Origin of the sequence: Methylobacterium sp. C1 (genome assembly GCF_001854385.1) — a bacterium.
Classification (GTDB): domain Bacteria; phylum Pseudomonadota; class Alphaproteobacteria; order Rhizobiales; family Beijerinckiaceae; genus Methylobacterium; species Methylobacterium radiotolerans.
On the sequence record NZ_CP017640.1, the window covers coordinates 149,632 to 172,914 of the forward strand.

28 protein-coding genes and 1 pseudogene are annotated in these 23,283 nt (G+C 71.4%); 11 read left to right on the forward strand and 18 right to left on the reverse strand.

Annotated elements, in window-relative coordinates:
* The first annotated feature begins 41 nt into the window (after positions 1 to 41).
* Both BKE41_RS00690 and BKE41_RS00695 read left to right on the forward strand, forming a co-directional pair.
* Positions 42 to 473: a response regulator gene (locus BKE41_RS00690; RefSeq protein WP_012317120.1), complete on the forward strand. Its 432-nt coding sequence runs from the start codon at positions 42 to 44 to the stop codon at positions 471 to 473.
* 24 nt (positions 474 to 497) lie between these two features.
* A complete protein-coding gene (locus BKE41_RS00695; protein WP_012317121.1) occupies positions 498 to 863 on the forward strand; it encodes a hypothetical protein in 366 nt (121 codons plus the stop codon).
* A 31-nt stretch (positions 864 to 894) separates the two neighbouring features.
* On the opposite strand, the gene BKE41_RS00700 is transcribed toward BKE41_RS00695, so the two are convergent.
* The 16 genes from BKE41_RS00700 to BKE41_RS00775 form a co-directional block, all read right to left on the reverse strand.
* Entirely contained in the window at positions 895 to 1,524 is a 630-nt protein-coding gene (locus BKE41_RS00700; protein ID WP_070998265.1) for a DUF2939 domain-containing protein, read from the reverse strand.
* Positions 1,525 to 1,548: 24 nt separating this feature from the next.
* Positions 1,549 to 2,103 (reverse strand): RNA pyrophosphohydrolase, encoded by a 555-nt coding sequence (locus tag BKE41_RS00705; RefSeq protein WP_012317123.1) that lies wholly within the window; start codon positions 2,101 to 2,103, stop codon positions 1,549 to 1,551.
* Between the two features lie 94 nt (positions 2,104 to 2,197).
* Positions 2,198 to 3,433 (reverse strand): divergent polysaccharide deacetylase family protein, encoded by a 1,236-nt coding sequence (locus tag BKE41_RS00710; RefSeq protein WP_043072911.1) that lies wholly within the window; start codon positions 3,431 to 3,433, stop codon positions 2,198 to 2,200.
* Between the two features lie 173 nt (positions 3,434 to 3,606).
* The gene (locus BKE41_RS00715) at positions 3,607 to 4,947 is read right to left on the reverse strand and encodes a S41 family peptidase (protein WP_012317125.1); all 1,341 of its coding nucleotides are present in this window, start codon (positions 4,945 to 4,947) and stop codon (positions 3,607 to 3,609) included.
* Positions 4,947 to 6,248 (reverse strand): peptidoglycan DD-metalloendopeptidase family protein, encoded by a 1,302-nt coding sequence (locus BKE41_RS00720; RefSeq protein WP_210383017.1) that lies wholly within the window; start codon positions 6,246 to 6,248, stop codon positions 4,947 to 4,949. Before BKE41_RS00720 ends, BKE41_RS00715 begins: the two co-directional genes overlap by 1 nt.
* A 72-nt stretch (positions 6,249 to 6,320) precedes the next feature.
* The gene (gene rlmH, locus BKE41_RS00725; protein ID WP_012317127.1) at positions 6,321 to 6,815 is read right to left on the reverse strand and encodes a 23S rRNA (pseudouridine(1915)-N(3))-methyltransferase RlmH; all 495 of its coding nucleotides are present in this window, start codon (positions 6,813 to 6,815) and stop codon (positions 6,321 to 6,323) included.
* A 15-nt stretch (positions 6,816 to 6,830) separates the two neighbouring features.
* Positions 6,831 to 7,217, reverse strand: coding sequence for a ribosome silencing factor (gene rsfS / locus BKE41_RS00730; protein ID WP_076729213.1), 387 nt, complete (start codon positions 7,215 to 7,217; stop codon positions 6,831 to 6,833).
* A 75-nt stretch (positions 7,218 to 7,292) separates the two neighbouring features.
* On the reverse strand, positions 7,293 to 7,919 hold the full coding sequence (locus BKE41_RS00735; RefSeq protein WP_041372453.1) for a nicotinate-nucleotide adenylyltransferase: 627 nt from the start codon (positions 7,917 to 7,919) through the stop codon (positions 7,293 to 7,295).
* Positions 7,920 to 7,971: 52 nt separating this feature from the next.
* A complete protein-coding gene (locus tag BKE41_RS00740; protein WP_043072912.1) occupies positions 7,972 to 9,270 on the reverse strand; it encodes a glutamate-5-semialdehyde dehydrogenase in 1,299 nt (432 codons plus the stop codon).
* 159 nt (positions 9,271 to 9,429) lie between these two features.
* A complete protein-coding gene (proB, locus tag BKE41_RS00745) occupies positions 9,430 to 10,545 on the reverse strand; it encodes a glutamate 5-kinase (RefSeq protein WP_012317131.1) in 1,116 nt (371 codons plus the stop codon).
* A gap of 70 nt (positions 10,546 to 10,615) precedes the next feature.
* A complete protein-coding gene (gene obgE, locus BKE41_RS00750; protein ID WP_012317132.1) occupies positions 10,616 to 11,644 on the reverse strand; it encodes a GTPase ObgE in 1,029 nt (342 codons plus the stop codon).
* Positions 11,645 to 11,733: 89 nt separating this feature from the next.
* Positions 11,734 to 12,330: a GNAT family N-acetyltransferase gene (locus BKE41_RS00755; protein ID WP_012317133.1), complete on the reverse strand. Its 597-nt coding sequence runs from the start codon at positions 12,328 to 12,330 to the stop codon at positions 11,734 to 11,736.
* Between the two features lie 186 nt (positions 12,331 to 12,516).
* On the reverse strand, positions 12,517 to 12,783 hold the full coding sequence (gene rpmA / locus BKE41_RS00760) for a 50S ribosomal protein L27 (protein ID WP_012317134.1): 267 nt from the start codon (positions 12,781 to 12,783) through the stop codon (positions 12,517 to 12,519).
* Positions 12,784 to 12,871: 88 nt separating this feature from the next.
* Entirely contained in the window at positions 12,872 to 13,186 is a 315-nt protein-coding gene (gene rplU, locus BKE41_RS00765) for a 50S ribosomal protein L21 (RefSeq protein ID WP_010683509.1), read from the reverse strand.
* Between the two features lie 189 nt (positions 13,187 to 13,375).
* Complete coding sequence (locus BKE41_RS00770; RefSeq protein WP_244632913.1) at positions 13,376 to 13,747, reverse strand: hypothetical protein; 372 nt, start codon at positions 13,745 to 13,747, stop codon at positions 13,376 to 13,378.
* 269 nt (positions 13,748 to 14,016) lie between these two features.
* The gene (locus tag BKE41_RS00775) at positions 14,017 to 14,649 is read right to left on the reverse strand and encodes a YceI family protein (RefSeq protein ID WP_070998267.1); all 633 of its coding nucleotides are present in this window, start codon (positions 14,647 to 14,649) and stop codon (positions 14,017 to 14,019) included.
* 131 nt (positions 14,650 to 14,780) lie between these two features.
* Between BKE41_RS00775 and ruvA the strand changes: the two genes are divergently transcribed.
* From ruvA to BKE41_RS00810, 9 genes and pseudogenes are all read left to right on the forward strand, one after another.
* Complete coding sequence (gene ruvA / locus BKE41_RS00780; protein WP_024827869.1) at positions 14,781 to 15,398, forward strand: Holliday junction branch migration protein RuvA; 618 nt, start codon at positions 14,781 to 14,783, stop codon at positions 15,396 to 15,398.
* Between the two features lie 192 nt (positions 15,399 to 15,590).
* Positions 15,591 to 15,863 (forward strand): (2Fe-2S)-binding protein, encoded by a 273-nt coding sequence (locus BKE41_RS31855; protein WP_083374474.1) that lies wholly within the window; start codon positions 15,591 to 15,593, stop codon positions 15,861 to 15,863.
* A 44-nt stretch (positions 15,864 to 15,907) separates the two neighbouring features.
* On the forward strand, positions 15,908 to 16,405 hold the full coding sequence (bfr, locus tag BKE41_RS00785) for a bacterioferritin (protein WP_012317139.1): 498 nt from the start codon (positions 15,908 to 15,910) through the stop codon (positions 16,403 to 16,405).
* Positions 16,406 to 16,524: 119 nt separating this feature from the next.
* Positions 16,525 to 17,322, forward strand: a complete 798-nt coding sequence (gene dapB / locus BKE41_RS00790) for a 4-hydroxy-tetrahydrodipicolinate reductase (protein WP_012317140.1) — start codon at positions 16,525 to 16,527, stop codon at positions 17,320 to 17,322.
* Between the two features lie 17 nt (positions 17,323 to 17,339).
* Complete coding sequence (locus tag BKE41_RS00795) at positions 17,340 to 17,978, forward strand: 2,3-bisphosphoglycerate-dependent phosphoglycerate mutase (RefSeq protein WP_071000611.1); 639 nt, start codon at positions 17,340 to 17,342, stop codon at positions 17,976 to 17,978.
* Complete coding sequence (locus BKE41_RS00800; RefSeq protein ID WP_070998269.1) at positions 17,979 to 18,626, forward strand: alpha-ketoglutarate-dependent dioxygenase AlkB; 648 nt, start codon at positions 17,979 to 17,981, stop codon at positions 18,624 to 18,626.
* A pseudogene (locus BKE41_RS00805) lies at positions 18,623 to 19,513 on the forward strand (DUF817 domain-containing protein); the annotation flags it as partial. The gene BKE41_RS00800 and the pseudogene BKE41_RS00805, both read left to right, overlap by 4 nt.
* Positions 19,514 to 19,705: 192 nt before the next feature.
* Positions 19,706 to 19,981: a DUF2809 domain-containing protein gene (locus BKE41_RS31860; RefSeq protein ID WP_245295984.1), complete on the forward strand. Its 276-nt coding sequence runs from the start codon at positions 19,706 to 19,708 to the stop codon at positions 19,979 to 19,981.
* A gap of 75 nt (positions 19,982 to 20,056) precedes the next feature.
* Complete coding sequence (locus BKE41_RS00810; RefSeq protein WP_012317144.1) at positions 20,057 to 21,025, forward strand: hypothetical protein; 969 nt, start codon at positions 20,057 to 20,059, stop codon at positions 21,023 to 21,025.
* Positions 21,026 to 21,029: 4 nt separating this feature from the next.
* Here BKE41_RS00810 and BKE41_RS00815 read toward each other — a convergent pair whose 3' ends face one another.
* Positions 21,030 to 22,649 carry a gamma-glutamyltransferase family protein gene (locus BKE41_RS00815; RefSeq protein ID WP_070998271.1) on the reverse strand — a complete coding sequence of 540 codons (1,620 nt, stop codon included), beginning with the start codon at positions 22,647 to 22,649 and terminating at the stop codon, positions 21,030 to 21,032.
* 157 nt (positions 22,650 to 22,806) lie between these two features.
* Positions 22,807 to 23,229, reverse strand: coding sequence for a hypothetical protein (locus tag BKE41_RS00820; protein WP_012317146.1), 423 nt, complete (start codon positions 23,227 to 23,229; stop codon positions 22,807 to 22,809).
* Positions 23,230 to 23,283 lie beyond the last annotated feature (54 nt).

Sequence of the window (23,283 nt, forward strand, 5' to 3'; positions counted from 1 at the left end):
CGGGGACATCGTGCCCCCGCCGGGTGAGTGGGAGTTGCGTCATGGTTCCGTTCGCCGCCGCTTTCGTCTGCCCGACCCTGCCCGTCCCGGACCGGGGCGTCGCCACGATCCTGGTCGTCGAGGATGAGCCGACCGTGTGCGAGCTGGCCGCCGAGGCGCTCCTCGACGAGGGGTACCGGGTGCTCACCGCCGCCGATGCCTGGGAGGCCGAGGCGATCCTGTCCCGGGAGAGCGTCGACCTGCTCTTCACCGATATCGATCTGGCCCGCAACACGGACGGCCTGTCGCTCGCCCGGTGCGCCCGCCGGCTCTCGCCCGATCTCCCGGTGGTCTACACCTCCGGGGGCCGGGCTTCCCTGGCAACCTGCGAGGCGGTTCCGGGCTCGGTCTTCGTGCCGAAGCCCTACCGTCCGAGCCAGCTCGTGGCGCTGACGCAGGATGTCCTGCGCACCGCGCCCCTCCGATCCTTCTGAACCGGACCTCCGAGGATACCCGCCATGTGGCGCTCTCTTCCCGCAATCGGCCTCGCGCTCGCCGCCGCGGTCGCCGCATCGCCGGCCCGGGCGGCCTGCGACGTGAAGGGCGCGCAGATCGAGGAGGCGATCGCCAAGAAGAGCGAGCTCCGTGAGGACGCTAACGCGCAGCTGGTCCGCGACCTCCGGACCCTGCGCGACGCCGCCATCGTCCTCGAGAGCTACAAGTTTCCGGGCGAGTGCGAGGTCCTGCTCGGGATCGTGCGCTCCCTCCTGGCCAATCCGAGCAAGACCATCGAGCAGAGCGGCGACACCGACGAGGAGAAGGCCGAGGACCTGATCGAGGCGCGCGAGCCCAAGGACGCGGCGGGCGCCCCGAAGGCGAAGTAGCGAGCCGCGGCCGTCCGGGGCGCGGCGCCCGTCAGCGCTCCTCGCCGGCGCTGGCGCCGATCTTGGCGCGCGCCAGCGCGCGGCTGAGCTTGGCGGCGATCTGCTCGCGCAGCATGTCGGCCATCTCGATATCCACGAGGCGCCAGCTCAGGCCGCGCAGCCGCAGCCGGATCCGCGTGCGTTCCGGGCGGGGCCCCTCCGGCGGGATCGGGATCACGACCGCGCGGAAGCCGCGCATCTCCAGAGCCGCGTAGTAGGGTATGAGCCGCCCGAGGCCGCGGATGACCAAGCCCTCAGACCGGGTGCCGTCCGGCCGCTCGACGTCGAGCTTGTCGGGCCAGCCGTTGGCCAGCAGATCCATCACCGTCTCCGGCGTCACCATCGTCTCGGCGAGCGCCAGGGCGAGCCCGTAGGCGGCGTCGTTCAGGCGCTGGCGGTCGCGCGGCTCCAGGTCGGGATCGCTCTCAGAGGCCGCGCGCATCGCGGCGGTGATCTGCCGGACCAGCGACAGCCGCAGCGTCCTGAAGTTCACGTGACTCTCGACATAGGCGGCGTCGTGCCGACGCACCGCCTGAGCGAGGTCGTAGAGCGACCAGAGCGGGCTCATCGTGAAGGCGAGCCACGCCAGGGCGAGAGCGACCGGGACCGCGAGCCAGCGCACGGCCTCAGCGCCCCGTCCGCGCGGTCATGACCGCGCCGCCCAGCGATCGAGGCCGGAGAAGGCCGCGACGACCCGCTCGTAGACCGGCCGCTTGAATGGGACGATCAGGTCCGGAAGTTCGGAGAGTTGCGCCCAGCGCCAAGCGTCGAATTCCGCCTTGTGAGCGCCGCCGCCGGGCCGGAGCACGTCGATCAGGTCCTCGCTGCCGACGAAGCCGTAGGCGAACCATTTCTGCGTCTGGCCACGGTAGCGGCCCTTCCAGGCCTGCTTCATCACCGCCGGGGGCAGGTCGTAGGGCAGCCAGTCCGGGATCTCGGCGAGGAGCTTCACCGCCTCCGGCGGGACGTTGGTCTCCTCGTAGAGCTCGCGCCGTGCGGCGGCTTCCGCATCCTCACCGGGATCGATGCCGCCCTGCGGCATCTGCCACATGTGCGGACCGTCGACGTGCTCGGGACCCGCCTCCTTGCTGCGACGCCCGACGAAGACGCCGCCCGACGGCGCGATCAGGGCGATGCCCACGCAGGGGCGATAGGGCAGGGCAGTGCCTGGGTCCGAATCCGTTACCATCGCGGCGACCATAGGTCAGGGGTGGGCGAGGCGGCAACGTCGACCAAGTCTTCACCGATCCGGACGGTGCCGGATCTACTTGCGCTGACTTTCGACACGGTCGCGTTCAATCAGCCGTGGAGACTCGCTTGTCGCGGGCGCCGCGCAGCGCCACGCTCGCCGGCACGAGGCGCAGCCCGCGGGACTCGATCTCCTTCGCCCAGCGCGCGATCCGATCGACGCTCAGCGGTGTCCCGGTCGCCGAGACCAGGGCGAAGCCGTTGGCGCGGGCCCGAGCCTCGGCCTGGGCGAGTGCGGCGTCGATCGCGTCGGCGCGCGGCGTGGCGTCGAGGACGATCTCGGCGCGGGCGACCGGCGTCTTCCCCTTGTTGGCGGGCGCGACCGCGGGCTTCGGAGCCGTGCCGTCGTCGAGGAACCCCAAACCGCGGGCGCCGATCTCGCGCAGGACCGGCTCGAACGCCGCATCGGCCATGAGCTTCGAGCCCATGTAGTTCACGACGCCGACATAGCCCGGGAAGCGCGCCATCGCCCAGGCCTGCCGATCGGCATTCTCCAGCCCCTTCAACGCGGTGAGCAGCGTCTGCGGGCCCGGGTCGCTGTCGGGATAGTCGAAGGGCTCCATCGGGAGTTGCAGGAACACTTCGTGGCCCGCGTCCCTGGCGCGCGCGGCGGCGCGCTCGACCTCGCCGCCGTAGGGCAGGAAGGCGAGACTCACGGCGGCGGGCAGGCGCGCGGTGGCGCCGGCGGTGGCGGCCTGGCCGACACCGAGACCGGTCACCACGATCGCGATGCGCGGCCCCGAGCCGGCCTCTTCCGATCGGGCGTACACGTCGAGGGCGCGGATGCGGCCCTCGCCCAGCTTCGGCATGAGACCGTGGCGGCCGGATTCGCTGATCCGCGGATCCGGGGCCTGGGCGAGACGGGGGGCGCTCGGCGGCGGCACACGGATCACCACCGCCTCGCTCGGCCCGCTGCCGGCCGGGCGCACGACCGTGACGCCGGAGGCGGTCTCGACCTCCTCGGCACTGCGCTGGAGCGGCGCGGTTCCGGGTTCCGTCGTGATCACCTGGGGCTGCTGTGCGGCTGGCGCCTGCGCGGCCGGGCGGGCCGCGGGTTCGCGCATCGTGATCGCCACCTGGACGCGGGGCTCACCGCCGTGCGGGTCCCCCAGCGCGAGCACCAGGCCGGCCGCCACCACGAAGCTGGCCGCGAGCGCGGCGGCCGCGACCCGGGGCCGGCGGCCAGCCGCGACGAGGCGTCCGATCCGGCCTTCGGGCTGCGCCGGCGCCGCCTCCGGCACCCCGAGGGGGCGCGTGAGGATATCGTCGGTGGACTCGGTCAAGCGGCTCTCGATACGGGATCGCGGTTCCTGCGCCGGTCGGCGCGGTCCCAACCCTCGGATCCATTGCGGCCGGGTATGGTTAACGTTCCGCTAATGCTCGGTCCCAGAACGGGAAATCCCGCCCGGGGGTGGCCGGGCGGGATCGGGTCCTGGCGCAGCGCGAGGCCGCGTGATCAGTTCGGCAGGCTCGGCTTCTGCTGCTGCGGCGCGGGCGTCCCGTTGGCGGCGCCCTTCTGGATGCCGTGGAGGAAGTCGACGGCCGAGATCAGCTGCTTGTCCTTGGCCGGGTCCGGCGGGACGTAGGCGGAGGATCCGCCGCGCTCGTCGGTGTCCTTCTGCTTCAGGTGGCCCTTGAGCCCGGCCTCACCCTTCGTCTCGTCCTTGCCCTTGAGCTCGTCCGGCACGTCCTGCGTGACCTCGACGTCCGGCTCGATGCCCTTGGCCTGGATCGAGCGGCCCGACGGCGTGTAGTAGCGCGCCGTGGTGAGCCGGAGGGCGCCTGAGCCGCCGAGCGGGATGATCGACTGCACCGAGCCCTTGCCGAAGGAGCGCGTCCCCATGATGGTCGCGCGCTTGTGATCCTGGAGGGCGCCGGCCACGATCTCGGAGGCCGAGGCGGAGCCGCCGTTGACCAGCACCACGATGGGCTTGCCCTTGGTCAGATCCCCCGCCTTGGCGGAGAAGCGCTGGGTCTCGTCCGGGTTGCGGCCGCGGGTGGAGACGATCTCGCCGCGATCGAGGAAGGCGTCCGAGACCATCACGGCCTGATCGAGCAGGCCGCCCGGGTTGTTGCGCAGGTCGACGATGTAGCCTTTGATCTTGTCGGCACCGATCTCGCCGGTGAGCTTGTCGATCGCGGCCCGCATGCCGTCGAAGGTCTGCTCGTTGAACTGGGTGAGGCGGATATAGGCGACGTCGCCGCCCTCGATCTTCGAGCGCACCGGCTTGATCTTGATGACGTCGCGGGTGAGCGTGACGTCGATCGGATCCTTCGATTCCTTGCGGGTGATCTTGAGCTTCACGCTCGAGTTCACCGGGCCGCGCATCTTGTCGACCGCCTGGTTCAGGGTGAGGCCCTGGACCTGGTCGTCATCGATCTGCGTGATGATGTCGTTCGCGAGCAGGCCCGCCTTCGCCGCGGGGGTGTCGTCGATCGGCGTGACGACCTTGATCAGGCCGTCCTCCATCGTGACCTCGATGCCGAGCCCGCCGAACTCGCCGCGGGTGGTGGTCTGCATGTCGCGGAACGCCTTGGCGTCCATGTAGCTCGAGTGCGGATCGAGCGACGTCAGCATGCCGTTGACGGCCGCCTCGATCATCTTCGACTCGTCCGGCTTCTCGACGTAGTCGGTGCGGACCTTCTCGAAGACGTCGCCGAACAGGCTGAGCTGGCGGTAGGTCTCGGCCGAGGCGGCCACGGCCCGCGGACCCGACAGGAAGTCGGTCTGGGTCGCCACCATGGACGTTCCGGCACCGAGGAAGGCGCCGAGCATGATCAGGGAAGTCTTGCGCATCAGCCGCGAACCTTCTCGCCAAGTACCGTATTATTCGGGCTCTTCGCCCACCACGGCTCCGGATCGATGGAGCCGCCGTCCTTCTTGAACTCGACGTAGAGCGTGGGATCACCCTCGGACCCGCCGGGACCCGCACCCTTGTCGCCCATGCTGCCGACCGGTTCGCCCGCGAGCACGAACTGACCGACCTCGACGCTGATCTGGTCCATTCCCGCGAGCAGAAGATAGTAGCCGTCGCCCGCGTTGATGATCAAGAGTTGGCCATAGGACCGAAACGGCCCGGCGAACTGCACCCACCCGTCGGCCGGGGAGGAGACCGAAGCCTTCGGGCGGGTCGTGAACGACACGCCGCGCGTCGTCCCCCCATTGCCATCGGGCTGGTTGAATCCCCGTGCGACGCGACCGCTCACCGGCCGCGGCACTTCGCCCCGTGCCTCGGCGAAGTGCACCTTGGGGGCCAGCCGCGCGGGATCGCGGAAGCCGGCCGCGGCGAACCGCTCCTGGGTGATGCGCACTTCGCGCTCCGCGGCGGCCTTGGCCTCCTCGGCGGAGCGCTTCGCCGCCGCGACCTCCGCCTCCGTGCGGTCGAGCAGATCCTTCAGGGTCTTGGCCTGCGCGCCGAGCTCGGTGGCCCGGCGCCGTTCGGCGGTCAGGCCGCTCTCAACCTCCGCCTGCCGTGCGCGCCGGGCCGCGACGAGGGCCTGGAGGCGCTGCTGCTCCCTCGCCCAGCCGGCGAGATCGCTCGAGAGCCCTTCCTTGTCCTGCGCGATCAAACCGCGCAGCCTGATCATTTCCGCGAGATCGGCCGCGAGCGTGTCGACCTCACCGCGCAGTTCCGGCACCACCGCGCCGAGCAGCATCGAGGTCCGGATCGCGGCCAGCACGTCCTCGGGACTCACCAGCACGGCCGGTGGCGGACGACGGCCCATGCGCTGGAGCGCCGCCAGGATCTCGGCGACGATGCCGCGCCGACCCTGCAGCGAGTGCCGGATCGCGGCCTCGCTCTCGCTCATCGCCTTCAGGCGCTCCTCGAGGCGGCTCAGGCGATCTTCCGTCGCCTGCGCCTGCCGGTTCGCGTCGAGGAGGGCTGTGTCGAGCTTCGCGCGGTCAGACCCGATCGCGGCGATCTCGGCCTCGAACTGCGCGCGCTGTCCGGCGCTGGCGGCCAGGGCGTCCTGCACGCGTTTCAGGTTCTCGGCCCGGCGCTCCCGCTCCTCGTTGGCCCGCTGTATCGCCTCGGGGTCCGTGGGCTTCGGGGCCTCGGCGCGCGCGGCCACGGTGATCGACAGCACGGCCAGCAGGGCGAATGCCGCGCGTCCGCGCCGCGGCACGGGGTTGGACTCGGCCTCGGTCTCGGACTTCCCCACGGCCGTTCAGCCCGCCTCACCGCGATGGTAGGGGTGTCCGGCCAGGATCGTGAGGCTGCGATAGAGTTGTTCGAGGGCGAGCACGCGAACGAGTCCGTGGGGCAGGGTGGCGGCCCCGAACGACAGGATCAACTCGGCCCGCGTCCGAATTGAGGCGTCCAGCCCGTCCGGCCCACCGATCGTCACGACCAGAGCCGGCCGGGCCGCATCGCGCCAGCCGGCGACGCGTTCTGCCAGGGCCTCGCTGCCGAGATCGGCCCGGCCGCGCTCGTCGTAGGCGACGAGGACTCCGCCGGAGGGCAGATAGGTCGCGAGCGCCGCCGCCTCCTCGGCGCACCGGTCGGGGGCGCGACGGGCCCGGGATTCCGGAATCTCGACGTTGTCGCAGGACGGGAAGCCGAGGCCGCGTCCGAGTTGTGCGGCGCGGTCGCGATATCGTGACGCGAGCTCGCGCTCCGGCCCGGCCTTCAGCCGTCCGACCGCGGCCAGGATCAGGCGCATGGACCTCGGTCCGGCCTAGCCGGCCGCGAGCCCGACGGGACGGTCGGCGCCCCACATCTTCTCGAGATTGTAGAAGCCGCGGACTTCGGGGCGGAAGATGTGCACCAGCACGTCGCCGGCGTCGATCAGCACCCAGTCGCAGGCCGGCATGCCCTCGACCCGGGCATTGCCGAAGCCGCGGTTCTTCATCTCCTGGATGATCTTGTCGGCGATCGACCCGACGTGCCGCTGCGAGCGACCCGACGTGATGATCATCGTGTCGGCGAGCGAGGTCTTGCCGGCCAGATCGATCGCGATCGTCTCCTCGGCCTTCATGTCGTCGAGGCATTCGAGGGCGAGTGCCTTCAGATCGTCCGAGCGCGCCTGACCGGCTTCGACCGGGGCTTGGACGGGGGTGCGGATCGTCTCCGTGCGACTGGTCTCGGGCAGAGTCCTGGTTCCTCGTTCTGCCGCACGGCGACGTCGGGCCTTGCGGGATCAGGTGAAATTGGCGGTATCGCGCCCCGATTGCAACCGCGCAGGCTGCGGTCGCGGCGTCGGCGCGCCCCTGCGCGCGCGGATCTGCGTGGACGAGAGGGTCGAGCGGGGCCCGTGGAGGAACACCCAGGCCGGCGGCGACCGTAGCGCGAGCGTCGATGCCGCCGCCTCGGGGACCCGGGCGTCGGCGAGGCGTTGCGCGGCCCGGGCGCTCAGCGGCGTCATGGTGAAGCCGGGCCGGTCGATGACGGCGATCGGCACGAGTCGCGCGATCTCGGCGAAACCCTTCCAGCGATGGAAGGTGCCGAGGGAATCGGCCCCCATGATCCAGACGAAGTGGACGCCCGGACACCGGCGCGTGAGGAACCGCAGCGTCTGGACCGTGAAGCGGACGCCGAGCGCCGCCTCGATCCCTGTCACGGCGATCCGGGGGTGCCGGGCGATCTCGCGCGCCTGGGCGCACCGCGCTGCGACGGAGGGGAGGGCGCTCCGGCTCTTCAGCGGATTGCCCGGGCTCACCAGCCACCAGACGCGATCGAGCCCGAGCCGCCGCAGGGCCGAGAGGGTCACGTGCCGGTGGCCCAGATGGGCCGGATTGAAGGATCCGCCGTAGAGGCCGATCCGCATGCCGGGGGCGCTCGGCGGCAGGGTCAGCCGCACGCCGGACCTTCAGGTCGGATCACGGGCGAATCTGGCCGGTGCCGTGGACCCGGTACTTGAACGTGGTGAGCTGCTCGACGCCCACCGGCCCGCGCGCGTGCATCCGCCCCGTGGCGATGCCGATCTCGGCCCCGAAGCCGAACTCGCCGCCGTCGGCGAACTGCGTGGAGGCGTTGTGCGTGACGATCGCCGAGTCGACTTCGGCCAGGAAACGGGTCGCCTCGGCGTCGTTCTCGGTGATGATCGCGTCCGTGTGATGCGATCCGTAGGTCTCGATGTGCTCGATGGCGGCCTCGATCCCGTCCACCACCCGCACCGCGATGATCGCGTCGAGGTACTCGGTGTGCCAATCCTCCTCGGAAGCGGCCGTCACGCGCGGATCGACCGCGCGCGTCGCGGCATCGCCCCGGACCGCGCAGCCGGCGTCGAGCAGGGCCTGGACCAGCGGCGCGAGGTGCGTCGCCGCGCAGGCACGGTCGACCAGCAGGGTCTCGGCGGCGCCGCAGACGCTGGTCCGGCGCATCTTGCTGTTGAGCAGCACGGTGCGGGCCATGTCGAGGTCGGCCGCCGCGGCGACGTAGACGTGGTTGATGCCGTCGAGATGGGCGAAGACCGGAACGCGCGCCTCGGCCTGGACGCGCTCCACGAGGCCGCGGCCGCCGCGCGGGACGATCACGTCCACGCAGCCGTCGAGGCCGGCGAGCATCAGCCCGACCGCGGCGCGGTCGCGGGTCGGCACCAGCTGGATCGCGTCCTCCGGCAGGCCGGCATCGGCGAGCCCCCGGCTCATGGCCCTCGCGATCGCCATGGCGCTGCGATGGCTGTCCGAACCGGCGCGAAGGATCGCCGCGTTGCCGGCCTTGAGGCAGAGCGCTCCGGCATCCGCCGTCACGTTGGGCCGCGCCTCGAAGATCACGCCGACGACCCCGAGCGGCACCGCGATGCGCTCGATCAGCAGGCCGTTCGGCCGCTCGATCGCGGCGAGCTGGCGACCGACCGGGTCGGCCAGCGACCCGACCTTCTCGACGGCGTCCGCGATGGCCGCGAGGCGCCCAGGGTCGAGGGTGAGCCGGTCGATCAGCGCGGCGGTCTGACCCGCGCTCCGGGCCGCGGCCACGTCCCGCGCGTTCTCGCTCAGGATCTCGTCGCGGCTCGCGCGGATCCGCTCGGCGATCAGCTTGAGCGCCGCGTCCTTGGTCCGCGCCGAGGCCAGCGCCATGCGCCGCGCCGCCGCCCGGGCGCGACGGCCGATCGCCCCCATCTGCTCCGGGAGGGCATCGGCCTCGGCGAAGTCCGATCTCAGGTTCAGGACGGGCACGCTGGCGTCCTCGGTTGTCGACGGCCGCACGCGCGACCCGGACGGGGGAAAGCGCCGTATTTGCACATCGAGCGCCGTCCCGACAAGAGTGCCGGGCCGGGAATTGTGACGGTAATTGAGAGGAAAAATTGTATATAGATTAGCTTATGTCCGCGACTTCTAGAACAGTGCCAAGTCATCGCGGTGCACCATCCAGGCGCGACCGGGATAATTGAGCAGTTCCGGAATGCGCGCGCTCGGATGACCGATGATCAGCGCGGCCTCGGCGCTGTCGTACGCCACCAGGCCGCGGCCCAGGATCCGGCCCTCCGGATCGCGGATCATCACGGCGTCGCCGCGCGAGAAGCTGCCCTCGATCGCCCGCACGCCCACCGGGAGCAGGCTGGCCCCGCTCCGGAGCGCCTGCTCGGCACCCGCGTCGATCGTCAGCGTGCCGCGTGGCTCGAGGGAGCCGGCGATCCAGGTCTTCCGGGCGGCCGTCGGCGTGGAGCCCGACAGGAACCACGTGCAGCGCGCGCCGTCCCGCACGGCCTTGAGCGGGTTCTTCCCGCGTCCGTCCGCGATGACCAGGTGCGTGCCGCCCGAGGCGGCGATCTTGGCGGCCTCGACCTTGGTGCGCATGCCGCCCCGCGACAGCTCGGAGGCCGGGCCGCCGGCCATCGCCTCGATCTCCGGGGTGATGCGCTCGACCACGGCGAGGTGGCGGGCGTCCGGATCGCTCTTGGGCGGCGCGGTGTAGAGGCCGTCGATGTCCGAGAACAGCACCAGCACGTCGGCGTCGATCATGGTGGCGACCCGGGCGGCGAGCCGGTCGTTGTCGCCGTAGCGGATCTCCGAGGTCGCCACCGTGTCGTTCTCGTTCACGACCGGGACCGCGCGCATCTCCAGGAGCTTCAGCACGGTGGCGCGGGCGTTGAGGTAGCGGCGGCGCTCCTCGGTGTCCTGCGGCGTCACGAGGATCTGGCCTGCGACGATGCCGTGATGGCCCAGAGCTTCGGCCCAGTGGCGCGCCAGCGTGATCTGCCCCACCGAGGCCGCGCCCTGGCTCTCCTCCAGGCGCAGGACGCCGGGCGGCAAACCCAGCACCGTCCGGCCGAGGGCGATGCTGCCGGACGACACGACCAGAACGTCGACGCCGCGCCCGTGCAACTCCGCGATGTCCTCGGCCAGCGCCGCGAGCCAGGCATGGCGCAGGCGGCCGGCACTGCGGTCGACCAGCAGGGCCGAGCCGACCTTGATGACCACACGGCGAAATTCTTCGAGGGCAGGGATCATGATTCTTGCGGGACGGCGCGTCGACGGCGGGTGTGAACCAAGAGCCGCCCTTTGAACAGTCGGTCGAGGGCTACGGCTGCCAGGCGGCTACCGGCTTCCGCTCGGCCTCGGCGCTGGCGTCGATCTCGGTTTGGAGCGCCCGCAGCGCCTCGGGAACGCCCTTGCGGCTCGCCGAGGACAGGATCAGCGGCGCGCGGCCGGCGGCGCGCTTCAGCTTCGCCACCTGGCTCTTGAGGGTGTCGGCGTCGAGGGCGTCGGCCTTCGAGAGCGCCACGATCTCGGGCTTCTCCGCGAGGCCGTTGCCGTAGGCCTCGATCTCGCCGCGGACCAGCTTGTAGGTCTTGCCGGCATGCTCGCTCGTGCCGTCCACGAGGTGCAGCAGCACCCGGCAGCGCTCGACATGGGCGAGGAACTTGTCGCCGAGGCCGACGCCCTCGTGGGCACCCTCGATCAGGCCCGGGATGTCGGCGAGCACGAACTCGCGCCCGTCCGACCGCACCACGCCGAGGCCGGGATGCAGGGTCGTGAACGGGTAGTCGGCGATCTTCGGCTTCGCCGCGGTGACGCTCGCCAGGAAGGTCGACTTTCCGGCATTCGGGAGGCCGACGAGGCCGGCATCGGCGATCAGCTTGAGCCGCAGCCAGATCCACATCTCCTGGCCTTCCTGGCCGGGGTTGGCGTGCTTCGGGGCGCGATTGGTGGACGTCGTGAAGTAGGCGTTGCCGAAGCCGCCGTTGCCGCCCTTCGCGAGACGGATCTTCTGGCCGACCTCGGTCAGGTCGGCGAGAAGCGTCTCGCCGTCTTCGGAGAAGATCTGCGTGCCGGCCGGGACCTTCAGGACCGTGTCGGCGCCGTTGGCGCCGTGGCAGTTCGAGCCCATGCCGTGCTCGCCCTTCTTCGCCTTGAAGTGCTGCTGGTATCGGTAGTCGATCAGGGTGTTGAGACCCTCGACGCATTCCACCCAGACATCGCCGCCCCGGCCGCCGTCGCCGCCGTTCGGTCCTCCGAACTCGATGAACTTCTCGCGCCGGAACGAGACGCAGCCGGGACCGCCGTCACCGGAGCGGACATAGACCTTGGCTTCGTCGAGGAACTTCACGACCTGAATCCTTTGTCGGGCGCGGATTCGCGACCCGCACCATCACCCTGTGAGCGGCCGCCGGCCAGCCCCGGCGCCGCGGGACCGCCTCAGGCGGCCCGCGTCATCGCCGGCTCCGACGGCGAAGCCTGCCAGCGCCGCCGGTCGAGGCTGAAGAGATCGACCGGCAGATCCGCGCCGCGCGCCGGGAACGGCCGGGTCGCGCTGCCGGCCTGCACGAAGCCGCAGGTCTCCAGCACGCGCCGGGACGCGGGGTTGACCGTGCGGGCGGACGCTGCGAGTTCCGTCCCGCCGGTATAGGCGAAGAAGGCGTGGCACAGGGCCGTGACGGCCTCGGCCATCAGGCCGCTGCCCCAGTAGGGCTGCCCGAGCCAGTAGCCGAGCTCCGGGGCCGCGTCGGTCCGCTCCTCGATGCTGATGACACCGATGAGGCTGCCCGGCGCCGCCCGAGGCGCGAGGGCGAGCGTGAGCGCCGACCCGGCGGCGTTCTGCGAGCGCGCCTGCAGCAGGAACGCGTCCACCGCCGGGGCCGGGAGCGGGTGCGGCACACGCGCCAGCATCGCGGCCACAGACGGGTCGCCGGCCAGCTTCAGGATCGCGTCCCTGTCTTTGGCTGTCGGCCAGCGCAGCCACAGCCGCCGTGTCTCGATCCGGAAAACGTCATCGCGGGTCAGATCGGGGAACATCGTGCCCTCGCAGGGCGGCGTTCCCGGCTCCGGGCCACCGCCTCAAGACGACGAAGGGGAGGATGGCGTCCCATCCTCCCCGGTGTTCCGTCCGACCTGGCCCGTCAGGGGCTCGGCAACGACGTCTCCGGTCCGGTGTGGGACACCGGGCGGGACGCCAGCTTCGCCACTCAGGGCGCCCGCCTCTTATTCCGCGGCCTCGGCCAGCGGGGTAACACCTACGAAGGCGCGCCCGCGGCGCGTCTCGAAGCGGACATGGCCCGGTACCAGCGCGAAGATCGTGTGGTCCTTGCCCATGCCGACATTGGCGCCGGGATGCCATTTGGTGCCGCGCTGACGCACGATGATGTTGCCCGGAATCACGGCCTCCGAGCCGAACTTCTTGACGCCGAGGCGCCGGCCTTCCGAGTCGCGACCGTTGCGGGACGAGCCGCCAGCCTTCTTGTGTGCCATGGGATGAGCTCCGAATTCTGAGTGGCTTGGATGCGGTCGCGGATCGATCCCTCTCAGGGGACCGTACGCGCCCAGCGTCTGGCGTGCGTCAGGCCGAAATGCCGGTGATGCGCACGACCGTGTGGTCCTGGCGATGGCCGCGCTTGCGGCGGGAGTTCTGCCGGCGGCGCTTCTTGAAGGCGATGACCTTCTTGTCGCGGCCGTGGCGCACGATCTCGCCCGTGACGCTGATGCCCGACAGGGTCGGGGCGCCGACCTGGGTCGCGCCCGCGCCGTCGGCGAACAGGAGGACCTCGCCGAAGGTCACGGCCTCGCCGGCCTCGCCTGCCAGGGAGGCGATCGTGATGGTGTCGTTGGCGGCGACGCGGTACTGCTTACCGCCCGTCTTGATGACTGCGAACATCGTTCTCTCGTGTTCTCGAACGGCCTCCGGGACGGCTGCCCCTGGACCGGCTTCTTGTTTGAAGTCATTGCGCGGGCGTTCGGCCCGGACAACGCGAAACGCGCGGACCCCAGCAGAGGCCGCGCGCCGTGCGAGGTCAGTACGGGCGCGGCGGCGCCATGTCAATCCGCTGCGGCCTGCCGGGCGGCGTCAGCGGATCGGCGCGCCGGTCGCCAGGATGCCCTTCGCGACGCTTCCCTCCGGGCCGAAGGCGGCGAGCGCCTGCGCGCACCAGGTGTCCCGGCCGTCGGCGGCGAGCTGCTGGCGCACCTGCGTGGCGCGGGTCCGCAGCTTCTCCTCCAGCATCGCCTCCTGCCCGGCATTGACCCGGGCCGCGAGGCGGAGCGTCGTCAGCTGCCCGGCCCGGACCTGCACGCCCGGACAGGCCTGCTCGGCGATGATGGTCGTGGCCGCCGCCGACGCGTAATTGTCGAGGGGCGAGGGCGCCGCCGGCACCTGCGCGGCGGCCGTCCCCGCGAGACACAGCGTCAGGGCAAGAGTGGGGACACCGACACGCCGCACGGCTCTGGCCTCCAGGGTGAGCATCGATCGGCGCGGTGGCGCGCCCCGCTCGGGACAATGTCGGGCGTCGCCCGTGAGGAACGAGGACCTGTGAGGGCCGCCCCCTTGCCGCGGCGCCGCGACGGCGGCTGACTACACCCCCGGCGCCGGGGCGTCACCCGCCGCCCCGGCTCGCATCCGCTGTCCGGCACCGCCGCGGACGCCGCGGGACGCCGGCGCCCCCGGCATCGCCACCCGGGAGAACTCGCGGCCGGCCGGCGGACCGGCCGTCAGGGCGTGGCCTTGAACTCGCCCTCGATGCGCAGGCTGACCTCGTCACCGAGCTGCGGCAGGTAGGCGTTGATGCCGAAATCCGAGCGCTTGACGACGGCGCGCCCGTCGAAGCCCACCGTGTAGCGCTGATCCACCGGATGGATGCCGGCCTGGTTGAAGGTGGCGTCGATCGCGAACGGCCGGACCGTCCCGCGCAGGTTGAGGTCGCCGGTGATCCGCGCGGTCGTCGGGCTGGTCGGCTCGACCTTGGTGGCGGTGAAGGTGGCGGTCGGGAACTTGGCCGTGTCGAAGAAGTCCGGGGCCGCGAGGTGCTCGTTCAGCCGCGCGCTGCCGGTGATGACGCCGCCGAGCGGCACGGTCACCTCGAGGCGGCTCTTCTCCGGCGCCTTCGGGTCGAGCTGGAGCGTGCCGCTGAGTCCGGTGAACTGGCCGTAATAGGTCGAGTAGCCGAGATGCGAGACCGACCACGTGACCTTGCCGTGATCCGGATCGAGGACGTAGCTGCCGGGCCGGACCTGGGTCGGATCGGCACTCGGGGCGACCGGTGCGGGCGGGGCCGCCGGGTTTTCCGCCGCCCGGGCCGGGCCGGCGCAGAGCAGGCCGATCAGGACAAGAAGTGGCGCGCGCATGTCATCCCCCCGTGACCGGCCAAGCTCGACCGGCGCGGGCCCGTGATTTCATGATCTCCCTGCGCGCTCAAGCACGTCTGGCGGAGGCCGCCGCGGTTCTGTAGGCAACCCGGGACAGCGGCAGGCGTGGCATGATCGGCAAGCTCAAGGGCGTCGTGGACTCGTTCGGCGAGGATTTCGTGATCCTCGACGTGTCGGGAGTCGGCTACATCGTGCACTGCTCGGCGCGGACCCTGCAGCGCATGCCCAAGGTCGGCGAGCCCGCAGAGCTGTCGATCGAGACCCACGTCCGCGAGGACATGATCCGCCTCTACGGCTTCCGCTCGGACGCCGAGCGGGAGTGGTTCCGCCTGCTCCAGACCGTCCAGGGCGTCGGCGCCCGGGTGGCGCTCGGCGTGCTCTCGGTGCTCGAGCCCGAGGCGCTGGCGAGCGCCATCGCCACCGGCGACAAGGGTTCGATCAGCCGGGCCCCGGGGGTCGGGCCGCGCCTCGCCGCCCGGCTCGCCGCCGAGCTCAAAGACAAGGCCCCGGCCTTCGCGCCCGTCGACCCGGCGCTGGTCGCCCTCGCGGGCGCCGTCGAGGAGGGCGCCGCCCCGCAGCCGGTGACGGACGCCGTCTCGGCCCTGGTCAATCTCGGCTACCCGCAGGTCCAGGCCGCCGCCGCCATCGCGGCCGCGCTGAAGGGCGCGGGGGAGGGCGCCGAGGCCAAGGTGCTCATCCGGCTCGGCCTGCGCGAGCTCGCCCGCTGAAGGCCCGCCTGACAGTTGGGGCACACTTAGATCGCACGCCCTTGACCCGCGCGACCCGCGGTGCCATGTCGACCGCGGCCAATAAGGTATTGAAAAGTCAGCTACTTTTCAACTCTTCTAAACTGGCACGGGTGCTCCGGACGGTCGTCGACGACCGCGGCGGGCACGGGGATGACGGGATTTGCGGCGCGCATGATCGTCTGTTCTTGTAACGTCATATCGGACGGCGCGGTCCGCGGCTGCCTGGCGCCCGGACCCGGCTGCCCGCGCACGCCCGCGCAGGTCTATGCCTGCCTCGGCTGCAGCCCGAAATGCGGGCGCTGCGCCCGTACGATCCGGGCGATCATGCAGAACGCGTTGGGCGAGGCCGCGGCGGCGGAGAGCAGCCATGCTTGCTCGACGGCTTGCGCCAGCGCGTGTAGTTTGGTGAAGTTCCAAACTGCGGATGAGGGAGTCGCGGCCTGATGCTTCTACCCCCCGCCTGAGAGCACGGTAAGGAGTACGGGGGCATGAAGGGCGACACCAAGGTCATCGAGTATCTGAATCGCGGCCTGCGCAGCGAGCTGACCGCCGTCAGCCAGTACTGGCTGCATTTCCGCATGCTCAATGACTGGGGCTACGTCGAGCTGGCGAAGTTCTGGCGCAAGGAATCGATCGAGGAGATGAACCACGCCGATCGGTTCATCGACCGGATCCTGTTCCTCGACGGGTTCCCGAACCTACAGGAACTCGACCCGCTGCGGATCGGCCAGAATGTCCAGGAGATCCTGGAATCCGATCTCGCCGCCGAGAACGAGGCCCGCAGCCTCTACCTCGAGGCCGCGAAGTACTGCGACTCGATCAACGACCGCGTGTCCAAGCGCCTCTTCGAGGATCTGGCCGAGGACGAGGAGGGTCACATCGACTTCCTCGAGACCCAGCTGGAGTTGATCAAGCAGATCGGCCTGCCGCTCTACGCGCAGAAGCATATCGGCGGGCTCGAGCAGATCGCTCCCGAGAAGGAGTGAGAGCGACCGGGCTCCCGCCGCCCGTGCGGCGGAGCGGGCGCCCGGACAGCGTGGCGGGCAGGGGCGGGGCCGGCGCGGTCCTGTTCCCGCCTGCGTGTGACGGCTAGCTGGGGAACGGAATGCGGCTCGTGGTAGTCGGCGCCGACGGGCGCATGGGGCGAATGCTGATCCGCGCGGTGGCGCAGGCCGAGGGCTGCACGCTCTCGGCGGCGATCGAGCGCGACGGCTCGCCGGCGCTCGGCCAGGACGCCGGCGTGCTCGCCGGCCTGCCGCCCCTCGACGTGCCCGTCACCGACGACGCTCTGACGGCCTTCGCGGCCGCCGACGGCGTCCTCGACTTCACCGCGCCGGCCGCCACGGTGGCCTTCGCCGAGCTCGCCGCCCAGGCGCGCATCGTGCACGTCGTCGGCACGACCGGGCTGTCGGAGGAGGACTTCGCCAAGCTGAAGGCGGCCTCCTACCACGCCCGCATCGTGCAGTCCGGCAACATGTCGCTCGGCATCAACCTGATGGCTGCCCTGGTCCGCCGGGTGGCCAAGGCCCTGGGCGACGAGTTCGACATCGAGATCGCCGAGATGCACCACCGCATGAAGGTGGATGCCCCCTCCGGCACCGCGCTGATGCTGGGCGAGGCCGCCGCCGAGGGCCGCGGCGTCGACCTGAAGGCGGTCCGGGTCTCGACCCGGGACGGGCATACCGGTGCCCGCCGGCCGGGCGACATCGGCTTCGCTACCCTGCGGGGCGGCAGCGTCGTGGGCGATCACAGCGTGATCTTCGCCGGCACCGGCGAGAGCCTGACGATCAGCCACCACGCCGCCGACCGGGGCCTGTTCGCCACGGGCGCCGTCAAGGCCGCGCTCTGGGCCCATCCCAAGCCGCCGGGGCTCTACACCATGACCGACGTGCTCGACCTGTGACCGGCGGCGCGACGGCGATGGAGCGGCTCCTCGTCCTCGTCCGGCACGGCCAGAGCGAGTGGAACCTCCGGAACCTGTTCACGGGCTGGCGCGACCCGGACCTGACCGAGCGCGGCGTCGCCGAGGCGCGGGCCGCCGGCCGTGGTCTGAAGCGGGACGGCTACGGCTTCGACGTGGCCTTCACCTCCGCACTGATCCGGGCGCAGCGCACCTGCGCGCTGGTGCTGGAGGAGATGGGCCTCTCCGAGATCCCGATCCTGCGCGAGCGCGCCCTGAACGAGCGCGATTACGGCGACCTTTCCGGCCTCAACAAGGACGAGGCCCGCGCCCGCTGGGGCGACGCGCAGGTCCACGCCTGGCGCCGGGGCTACGACGTGCGGCCGCCCGGCGGCGAGAGCTTGAAGGACACGGCCGCGCGGGTGCTGCCCTGCTACGTGGCGACGATCCTCCCGCCCGTGATGGCCGGCCAGCGGGTCCTCGTGGCGGCCCACGGCAACTCGCTGCGCGCCCTCGTCATGGTCCTCGACGGCCTGACCGAGGCGCAGGTGCCGGACCTCCAGATCCGGACCGGCGTGCCGCTGGTCTACCGCCTGAACGCCGACACCACGGTCGCGTCGAAGACCGTGCTGGACCAGGACGTCGACGCGGGCCGCTGAGTGGCGACGGAACTCGCTCCGGGCCTGATCCACCACCCCGGCTTCCTCGACGCGACGGCCCGTGCGCGGCTCGCCTCCGAGATCGCCGCGATCCTCGCCGAGGCACCGCCCGTCACGCCGCGCATGCCCCGCACCGGAAAGCCATTCTCGGTCCGGATGTCCAATGCCGGCCCGCTCGGCTGGGTCTCGGACGTCGCGGGCTACCGCTACCAGCCGGACCATCCCGAGACCGGGCGGCCATGGCCGGCCCTGCCGCCGACCGCCCGCGCGGCGTGGGCGGCGCTCGCGGCCTACCCGGCACCGCCGGAAGCCTGCCTCATCAACCTCTACGCCCCGGGCACCCGCATGGGCCTCCACCAGGATCGCGACGAGGCGGATCTCGCGGCGCCGGTCGTGTCGCTGTCCCTCGGCGCGGCGGCCCTGTTCCGGTACGGCGGCTTGAGCCGGTCGGGCCCGACCCGCTCGATCCGCCTGCAGGCCGGCGACGCGCTGGTGATGGGCGGCGCGTCGCGGCTGGTCTTCCACGGCATCGACCGGCTCTACGCGGACGGCGACCTGCTGGCTGCGGCGGACGGCCCCGCGTTCCTGCCGCCGGGCGGTCGCTGCAATCTCACCCTGCGGCGCGTCACGGTGCCGGGCCCGGCATGACGCGCGAGCGAGACCCGGACGCGGAGCCGTCCGTAACGCCGGTCCCGATCCCGCGCGCGCGCGACAGTGCGGCGGCGCAGTGGCCGGCGCTCGCCGGCTTCGTCGCGGCCGAGGGCCGCCTCCAGGAGGCGGCGCTTGCGCGCGGCCGCGCCGCGGCCGGGCTCTACGAATTCGTCCGATTCGGGCTCAAGCAGGGCTGGGCCTGCCTGTTCGGGGGCCTGCTTCTGGCGCTGATGCTCGGCACGCGCCTCGTCTGGCCGGCCCACGCGCCGATCGCCCGCTACGACGCGCTGTTCCTCGCCGCCCTCTTGCTCCAGGTCGCGATGCTGCGGCTGCGGATGGAGACGTGGTCGGAGGCCCGTGTGATCCTGGTCTTCCACGTCATCGGCACGGCGATGGAGATCCACAAGACCGCGATCGGCAGCTGGGTCTACCCGGAGGCGAACCTGTTCCGGCTCGGCGGCGTCCCGCTGTTCACGGGCTTCATGTAGGCGGCCGTCGGCAGCTATCTTGCCCGCGTCTGGCGCCTGTTCGATTTCCGTTTCACCCGGCACCCGAGCCTGCGCCTGCTCGCGGTCCTGTCAGTGGCGATCTACGTCAACTTCCTCATCGATCACCGCGGCATCGACCTGCGCGCCGGCCTCATCGCGGTCGCGTTCGCGGCCTTCGCCCCCGCGACCGTGTACTTCAAGGTCTGGCGGGAACACCGCACCATGCCGCTGCTGCTCGGCCTGCTGCTCGTCGCGCTGTTCATCTGGTTCGCCGAGAGTTTCGGCACGCTCTCCGGCACGTGGCTCTACCCGAGTCAGCGGCAGCACTGGTCGGTCGTCCCGGTGGCCAAGCTCTCGTCCTGGTTCCTGCTGATGATCGTGTCCTACACCCTGGTCGCCCGGGCGAACGGCATCGCGACCTGGCCGATCGCGCCGACGGCGCCGGCGCGGCGGACTCTGCCGCTGGCGCGGGCGACCCATCTCGGCCTCGCGGCCGCGGTGATCGCCCTGGGATTGCTGCTGCGCGTGCCGCCCTGGCGCCTGCCGCTCGCGATCCACCATTACGGTGGCGGCCTCCTGTGGGGGGCGATGCTGTTCCTTCTGGTCGCGGCCCTGCGACCCGGCAGCTGGGGCCTGCGCATCTGCCTGATCGCCGCCTTCGCGGCCGCCGCGCTCATCGAGACCAGCCGGCTCGTCCATACGCCGGCCCTGGACGCCTTCCGGACGACCCTGCCGGGTCAGCTCCTCCTCGGCTCCATCTTCTCGCCGTGGAATCTCCTCGCCTACGGCGTCGGAATCGCCGCCGCCGCCGCGCTCGCGCTTTCCCTTCATCGTGAACGCAGGCGCGCCGCGTTGCCGGCTTGACAGAACAGGTCGCCCGGCAGACCCATCGGGTGCGGACTAACCCAAAGTTGGGTCCACCAGGAGAACCGGTTTTCGATGCGGATGCGCAACCTGACGCTGCGTCTCGGACGGGTTCTGTGCGCAGCCGCGCTCGCGGCCAGCCTCGGCTCGGCCGCCCGGGCCGGCGATCCCGTCTATCCCGCGGGCTCGCGCTTCGGCTTCGACCCGCCCGCCGACATGTCGCTGTCGCGGCGCTTCTCGGGCTTCGAGCGGAAGGAGGGCGGCGCGACCGTGTCGGTCGTCGAACTGCCCGCGAACGCCTTCGCGGAGCTCGTCAGCGGCTTCACCGACGCCAACCTCCTCAGCCAGGGCTTCGCGGTCGAGAAGCGCGAGGAGGTCAAGATCGGCGACAACGAGGGCATGCTCTACACCGGTGAGCAGCCCGCCGATCCCGGCTCGTCCGCGCCGGCGATCCGGAAGTGGATCCTCGTCGTCGGCACGCCGACCGTGACCGGGCTGATCATCGCCCAGGCACTGCCCGACGCCGAGACCGAGGCCTCGATGCGCAAGATGGTGACCGGCGTCACGCTCCGGCCGGCCCTCTCGCTGACCCAGCAGGTCGACGCGCTGCCTTTCCGCATCGCCGACATGGCGGGCTTCCGGCCGGTGCGAGTGATGGCCGGCAACTCGGTCCTCCTCACCAGCGGGCCCAAGGACCAGATGCAGAATCTGGAGCAGCCGATCCTGGTCCTGGCGCAGGCGGTGCAGCAGCCGCCCGGGGCCGAGCAGCGCGACGGCTTCGCCCGCGCCGCCCTGGCGTCCAATCAGACCCTCAAGGACTTCGTCATCGAGCGGGCGCAGAGCTACCGCTCGAACGGTGTCGACTGGCACGAGATCGTGGCCCGCGCCCTCGACCAGCCGACCAATCAGCCGGTGGTGGTGATGCAGACCATCCGGTTCGCACCGGACGGCTACATCCGCGCCCTCGGCGTCGTGCGGCAGGATCAGCGCGACGGCGTCCTCGCCAAGTTCCGGCAAGTGGTGGACAGCGTGCAGGTCAAGTAGCGCGTCACCAGACGACGGCCTGCCCGTCGCGGCGCGGGTCGCTCGCGGCCACGTAGCCCTCGACGGCGGGATCGCCCATCCGCCAGATGAACTGGCCGGCGCCGAAATCCTGGTAGCTGTCCTCGATCACCTCGAGTTGGTGGCCGAGGGCCTTCAGGCGCTCTAGCGTCGCGCCCGGCATCGCCGCCTCGACGTTGATGTCGAGGCCCTCGTTGACCCGCCAGCGCGGCGCGTCGCAGGCCGCCTGCGGGTTCTGGCCGTGGTCGATCATCCGCACCAGCGTCTGGACGTGCCCCTGCGGCTGCATGTTGCCGCCCATCACGCCGAAGCTCATCACCGGCGCACCGTCCTTCGTGAGGAAGCCTGGGATGATGGTGTGGAACGGCCGCTTGCCGGGCGCCACCACGTTCGGGCTCTCCGCATCGAGCACGAAGCCGTAGCCGCGGTTCTGCAGGGAGATGCCCCAGCCCGGGACGACGACGCCCGAGCCGAAGCCCATGAAGTTCGACTGGATGAAGCTCACCATCATGCCGGACTCGTCGGCGGCGGTGAGGTAGATCGTGCCGCCCGCGGGCGGCTTGCCCGGCCCGAAGACCTGGGCGCGATTCCGGTCGATCAGCTTGGCGCGCTCCGCGAGGTAGGCGGGGTCGAGCATGGCCTCCGGCGTCACCTCCATCCCGCGCGGGTCGGCGACGTACCGGTAGGTGTCGCTGAAGGCGAGCTTCATCGCCTCGATCTGCAGGTGCTGCGACTCCGGCCCGTCGACCGGCAGGCCGCCGAGGTCGAACTGCTCCAGGAGGCCCAGCGCGATCTGCGCCGCGATGCCCTGGCCGTTCGGCGGGATCTCGTGCAACGTGTAGCCGTGGTAATCCTTCGCGGTCGGCGTGACCCATTCGGGGCGGAACGCCGCGAGGTCGGCGGCGGTCATCGCGCCGCCGTTGGCCCGCGCGTGCGCGGCGATCGCCTCGGCGATCTCGCCCCGGTAGAAGGCCTCGCCCTTGGTCTCGCCGATCAGCCGCAGGGTCTTCTCGGCGCCGGGAAAGGTCACCAGCTCGCCGACATCCGGTGCCCGGCCCCGCGGCAGGAAGAACTCCGAGAAGCCCGGCTGGCGGGTGATCGCCTCGATCCGGGCCGCGGCCGCCCATTTCTGCTGGACCACGACCGGGGCGAGGTAGCCGCGCTCGGCGATGCGGATCGCGGGCTGCATCAGGTCGGCGAAGGGGAGCCGGCCGAAGCGCTCGCTCAGCGCCGCCCAGGCGGCGACCGCGCCCGGCACGGTGACCGAGTCCCAGCCGCGCATCGGCGGCCGCTCGGCGGCGCCGTACTTCTGCAGGAAGTAGTCCCGGCTCCAGGCGGCCGGAGCCCCGCCCGAAGCGTTGAGGCCGTGCAACGCCTTCCCGTCCCACAGGATGCAGAAGGCATCGGAGCCGAGACCGTTGCTGCACGGCTCGGTGACGGTCTTGGTGGCCGCCGTGGCGATCGCCGCGTCGACGGCGTTGCCGCCGGCCTGGAGCATCTGAATGCCGGCCTGCGCTGCCAGCGCGTGCGAGGTCGCCACGCAGTTGCGCCCGAACATCGGCATCCGCAGCGACGGATACCCGGTCACCCAGTCGAACGGCTTCATCGCTCAGTTCCCGGCCTCGGCAGCCCACGCGCTCCCGCGGCACTTGGCATACAGGATATCCAGCCCCGGTGAAGGCGTGGGCCGGCATGCCCGCCAACGAAAAACGCGGGCCCGAGGACCCGCGCTTCGCGAACATTATGTTGTCTGGTCGGGCCGCTCAGTAGGGGCGGCCGTAGAGCGGCGAGGTCGGATCCAGCCGGTCGACGAAGGAGAGGTCGACGTTGCGGATCGCCGAGGAGCGGGCGCCGATGAACGGTCCGTTGGTGATCGGGTCCGGAAGGATGCCGCGGCCGAAGCGGTCGGTCGGGCCGTAGGGCGGGGTCAGCTGGTTCGACGCCGCGATCAGGTAGGGGTTCAGGGCCGGGTTACGCGAGCCGCCGGCGCCCGGAACGTTCGAGGTCAGCGGCACGTTGCCGGCGTCGAGCCAGCTGCGCGGACGCACGCGGATCGGCAGGGGCCGGCTGACCCGGTAGATCGGGCCGGTGATGTAGCCATCCTGAGCCTGGGCGGGCGCGGAGGCCAGAGCGCCGAGGCCGGTGGCGGCGACGACGCCGAGAAGGGCGATCTTGAGCGAGCGCATGGCCAACCTTGTCCTTGAGTGCCATCAGTATGGCGACCGAAGCTTAACAGTTCG

Excerpts from the sequence above, each read along its gene's own strand:
- BKE41_RS00775 (WP_070998267.1), bottom strand. The coding sequence starts at position 14,649 with ATGCGCGCGCCACTTCTTGTCCTGATCGGCCTGCTCTGCGCCGGCCCG.
- BKE41_RS00735 (WP_041372453.1), bottom strand. The coding sequence starts at position 7,919 with ATGCGGATCGGCCTCTACGGCGGATCCTTCAATCCGGCCCATCTGGGC.
- BKE41_RS00695 (WP_012317121.1), top strand. The coding sequence starts at position 498 with ATGTGGCGCTCTCTTCCCGCAATCGGCCTCGCGCTCGCCGCCGCGGTC.
- BKE41_RS31855 (WP_083374474.1), top strand. The coding sequence starts at position 15,591 with ATGATCGTCTGTTCTTGTAACGTCATATCGGACGGCGCGGTCCGCGGC.
- BKE41_RS31860 (WP_245295984.1), top strand. The coding sequence starts at position 19,706 with ATGCTGTTCCTTCTGGTCGCGGCCCTGCGACCCGGCAGCTGGGGCCTG.
- rpmA (WP_012317134.1), bottom strand. The coding sequence starts at position 12,783 with ATGGCACACAAGAAGGCTGGCGGCTCGTCCCGCAACGGTCGCGACTCG.
- bfr (WP_012317139.1), top strand. The coding sequence starts at position 15,908 with ATGAAGGGCGACACCAAGGTCATCGAGTATCTGAATCGCGGCCTGCGC.
- proB (WP_012317131.1), bottom strand. The coding sequence starts at position 10,545 with ATGATCCCTGCCCTCGAAGAATTTCGCCGTGTGGTCATCAAGGTCGGC.
- BKE41_RS00820 (WP_012317146.1), bottom strand. The coding sequence starts at position 23,229 with ATGCGCTCGCTCAAGATCGCCCTTCTCGGCGTCGTCGCCGCCACCGGC.
- dapB (WP_012317140.1), top strand. The coding sequence starts at position 16,525 with ATGCGGCTCGTGGTAGTCGGCGCCGACGGGCGCATGGGGCGAATGCTG.
- rplU (WP_010683509.1), bottom strand. The coding sequence starts at position 13,186 with ATGTTCGCAGTCATCAAGACGGGCGGTAAGCAGTACCGCGTCGCCGCC.
- BKE41_RS00690 (WP_012317120.1), top strand. The coding sequence starts at position 42 with ATGGTTCCGTTCGCCGCCGCTTTCGTCTGCCCGACCCTGCCCGTCCCG.
- rlmH (WP_012317127.1), bottom strand. The coding sequence starts at position 6,815 with ATGCGCCTGATCCTGGCCGCGGTCGGACGGCTGAAGGCCGGGCCGGAG.
- BKE41_RS00815 (WP_070998271.1), bottom strand. The coding sequence starts at position 22,649 with ATGAAGCCGTTCGACTGGGTGACCGGGTATCCGTCGCTGCGGATGCCG.
- BKE41_RS00795 (WP_071000611.1), top strand. The coding sequence starts at position 17,340 with ATGGAGCGGCTCCTCGTCCTCGTCCGGCACGGCCAGAGCGAGTGGAAC.
- BKE41_RS00715 (WP_012317125.1), bottom strand. The coding sequence starts at position 4,947 with ATGCGCAAGACTTCCCTGATCATGCTCGGCGCCTTCCTCGGTGCCGGA.
- BKE41_RS00755 (WP_012317133.1), bottom strand. The coding sequence starts at position 12,330 with ATGTTCCCCGATCTGACCCGCGATGACGTTTTCCGGATCGAGACACGG.
- ruvA (WP_024827869.1), top strand. The coding sequence starts at position 14,781 with ATGATCGGCAAGCTCAAGGGCGTCGTGGACTCGTTCGGCGAGGATTTC.
- BKE41_RS00810 (WP_012317144.1), top strand. The coding sequence starts at position 20,057 with ATGCGGATGCGCAACCTGACGCTGCGTCTCGGACGGGTTCTGTGCGCA.
- BKE41_RS00705 (WP_012317123.1), bottom strand. The coding sequence starts at position 2,103 with ATGGTCGCCGCGATGGTAACGGATTCGGACCCAGGCACTGCCCTGCCC.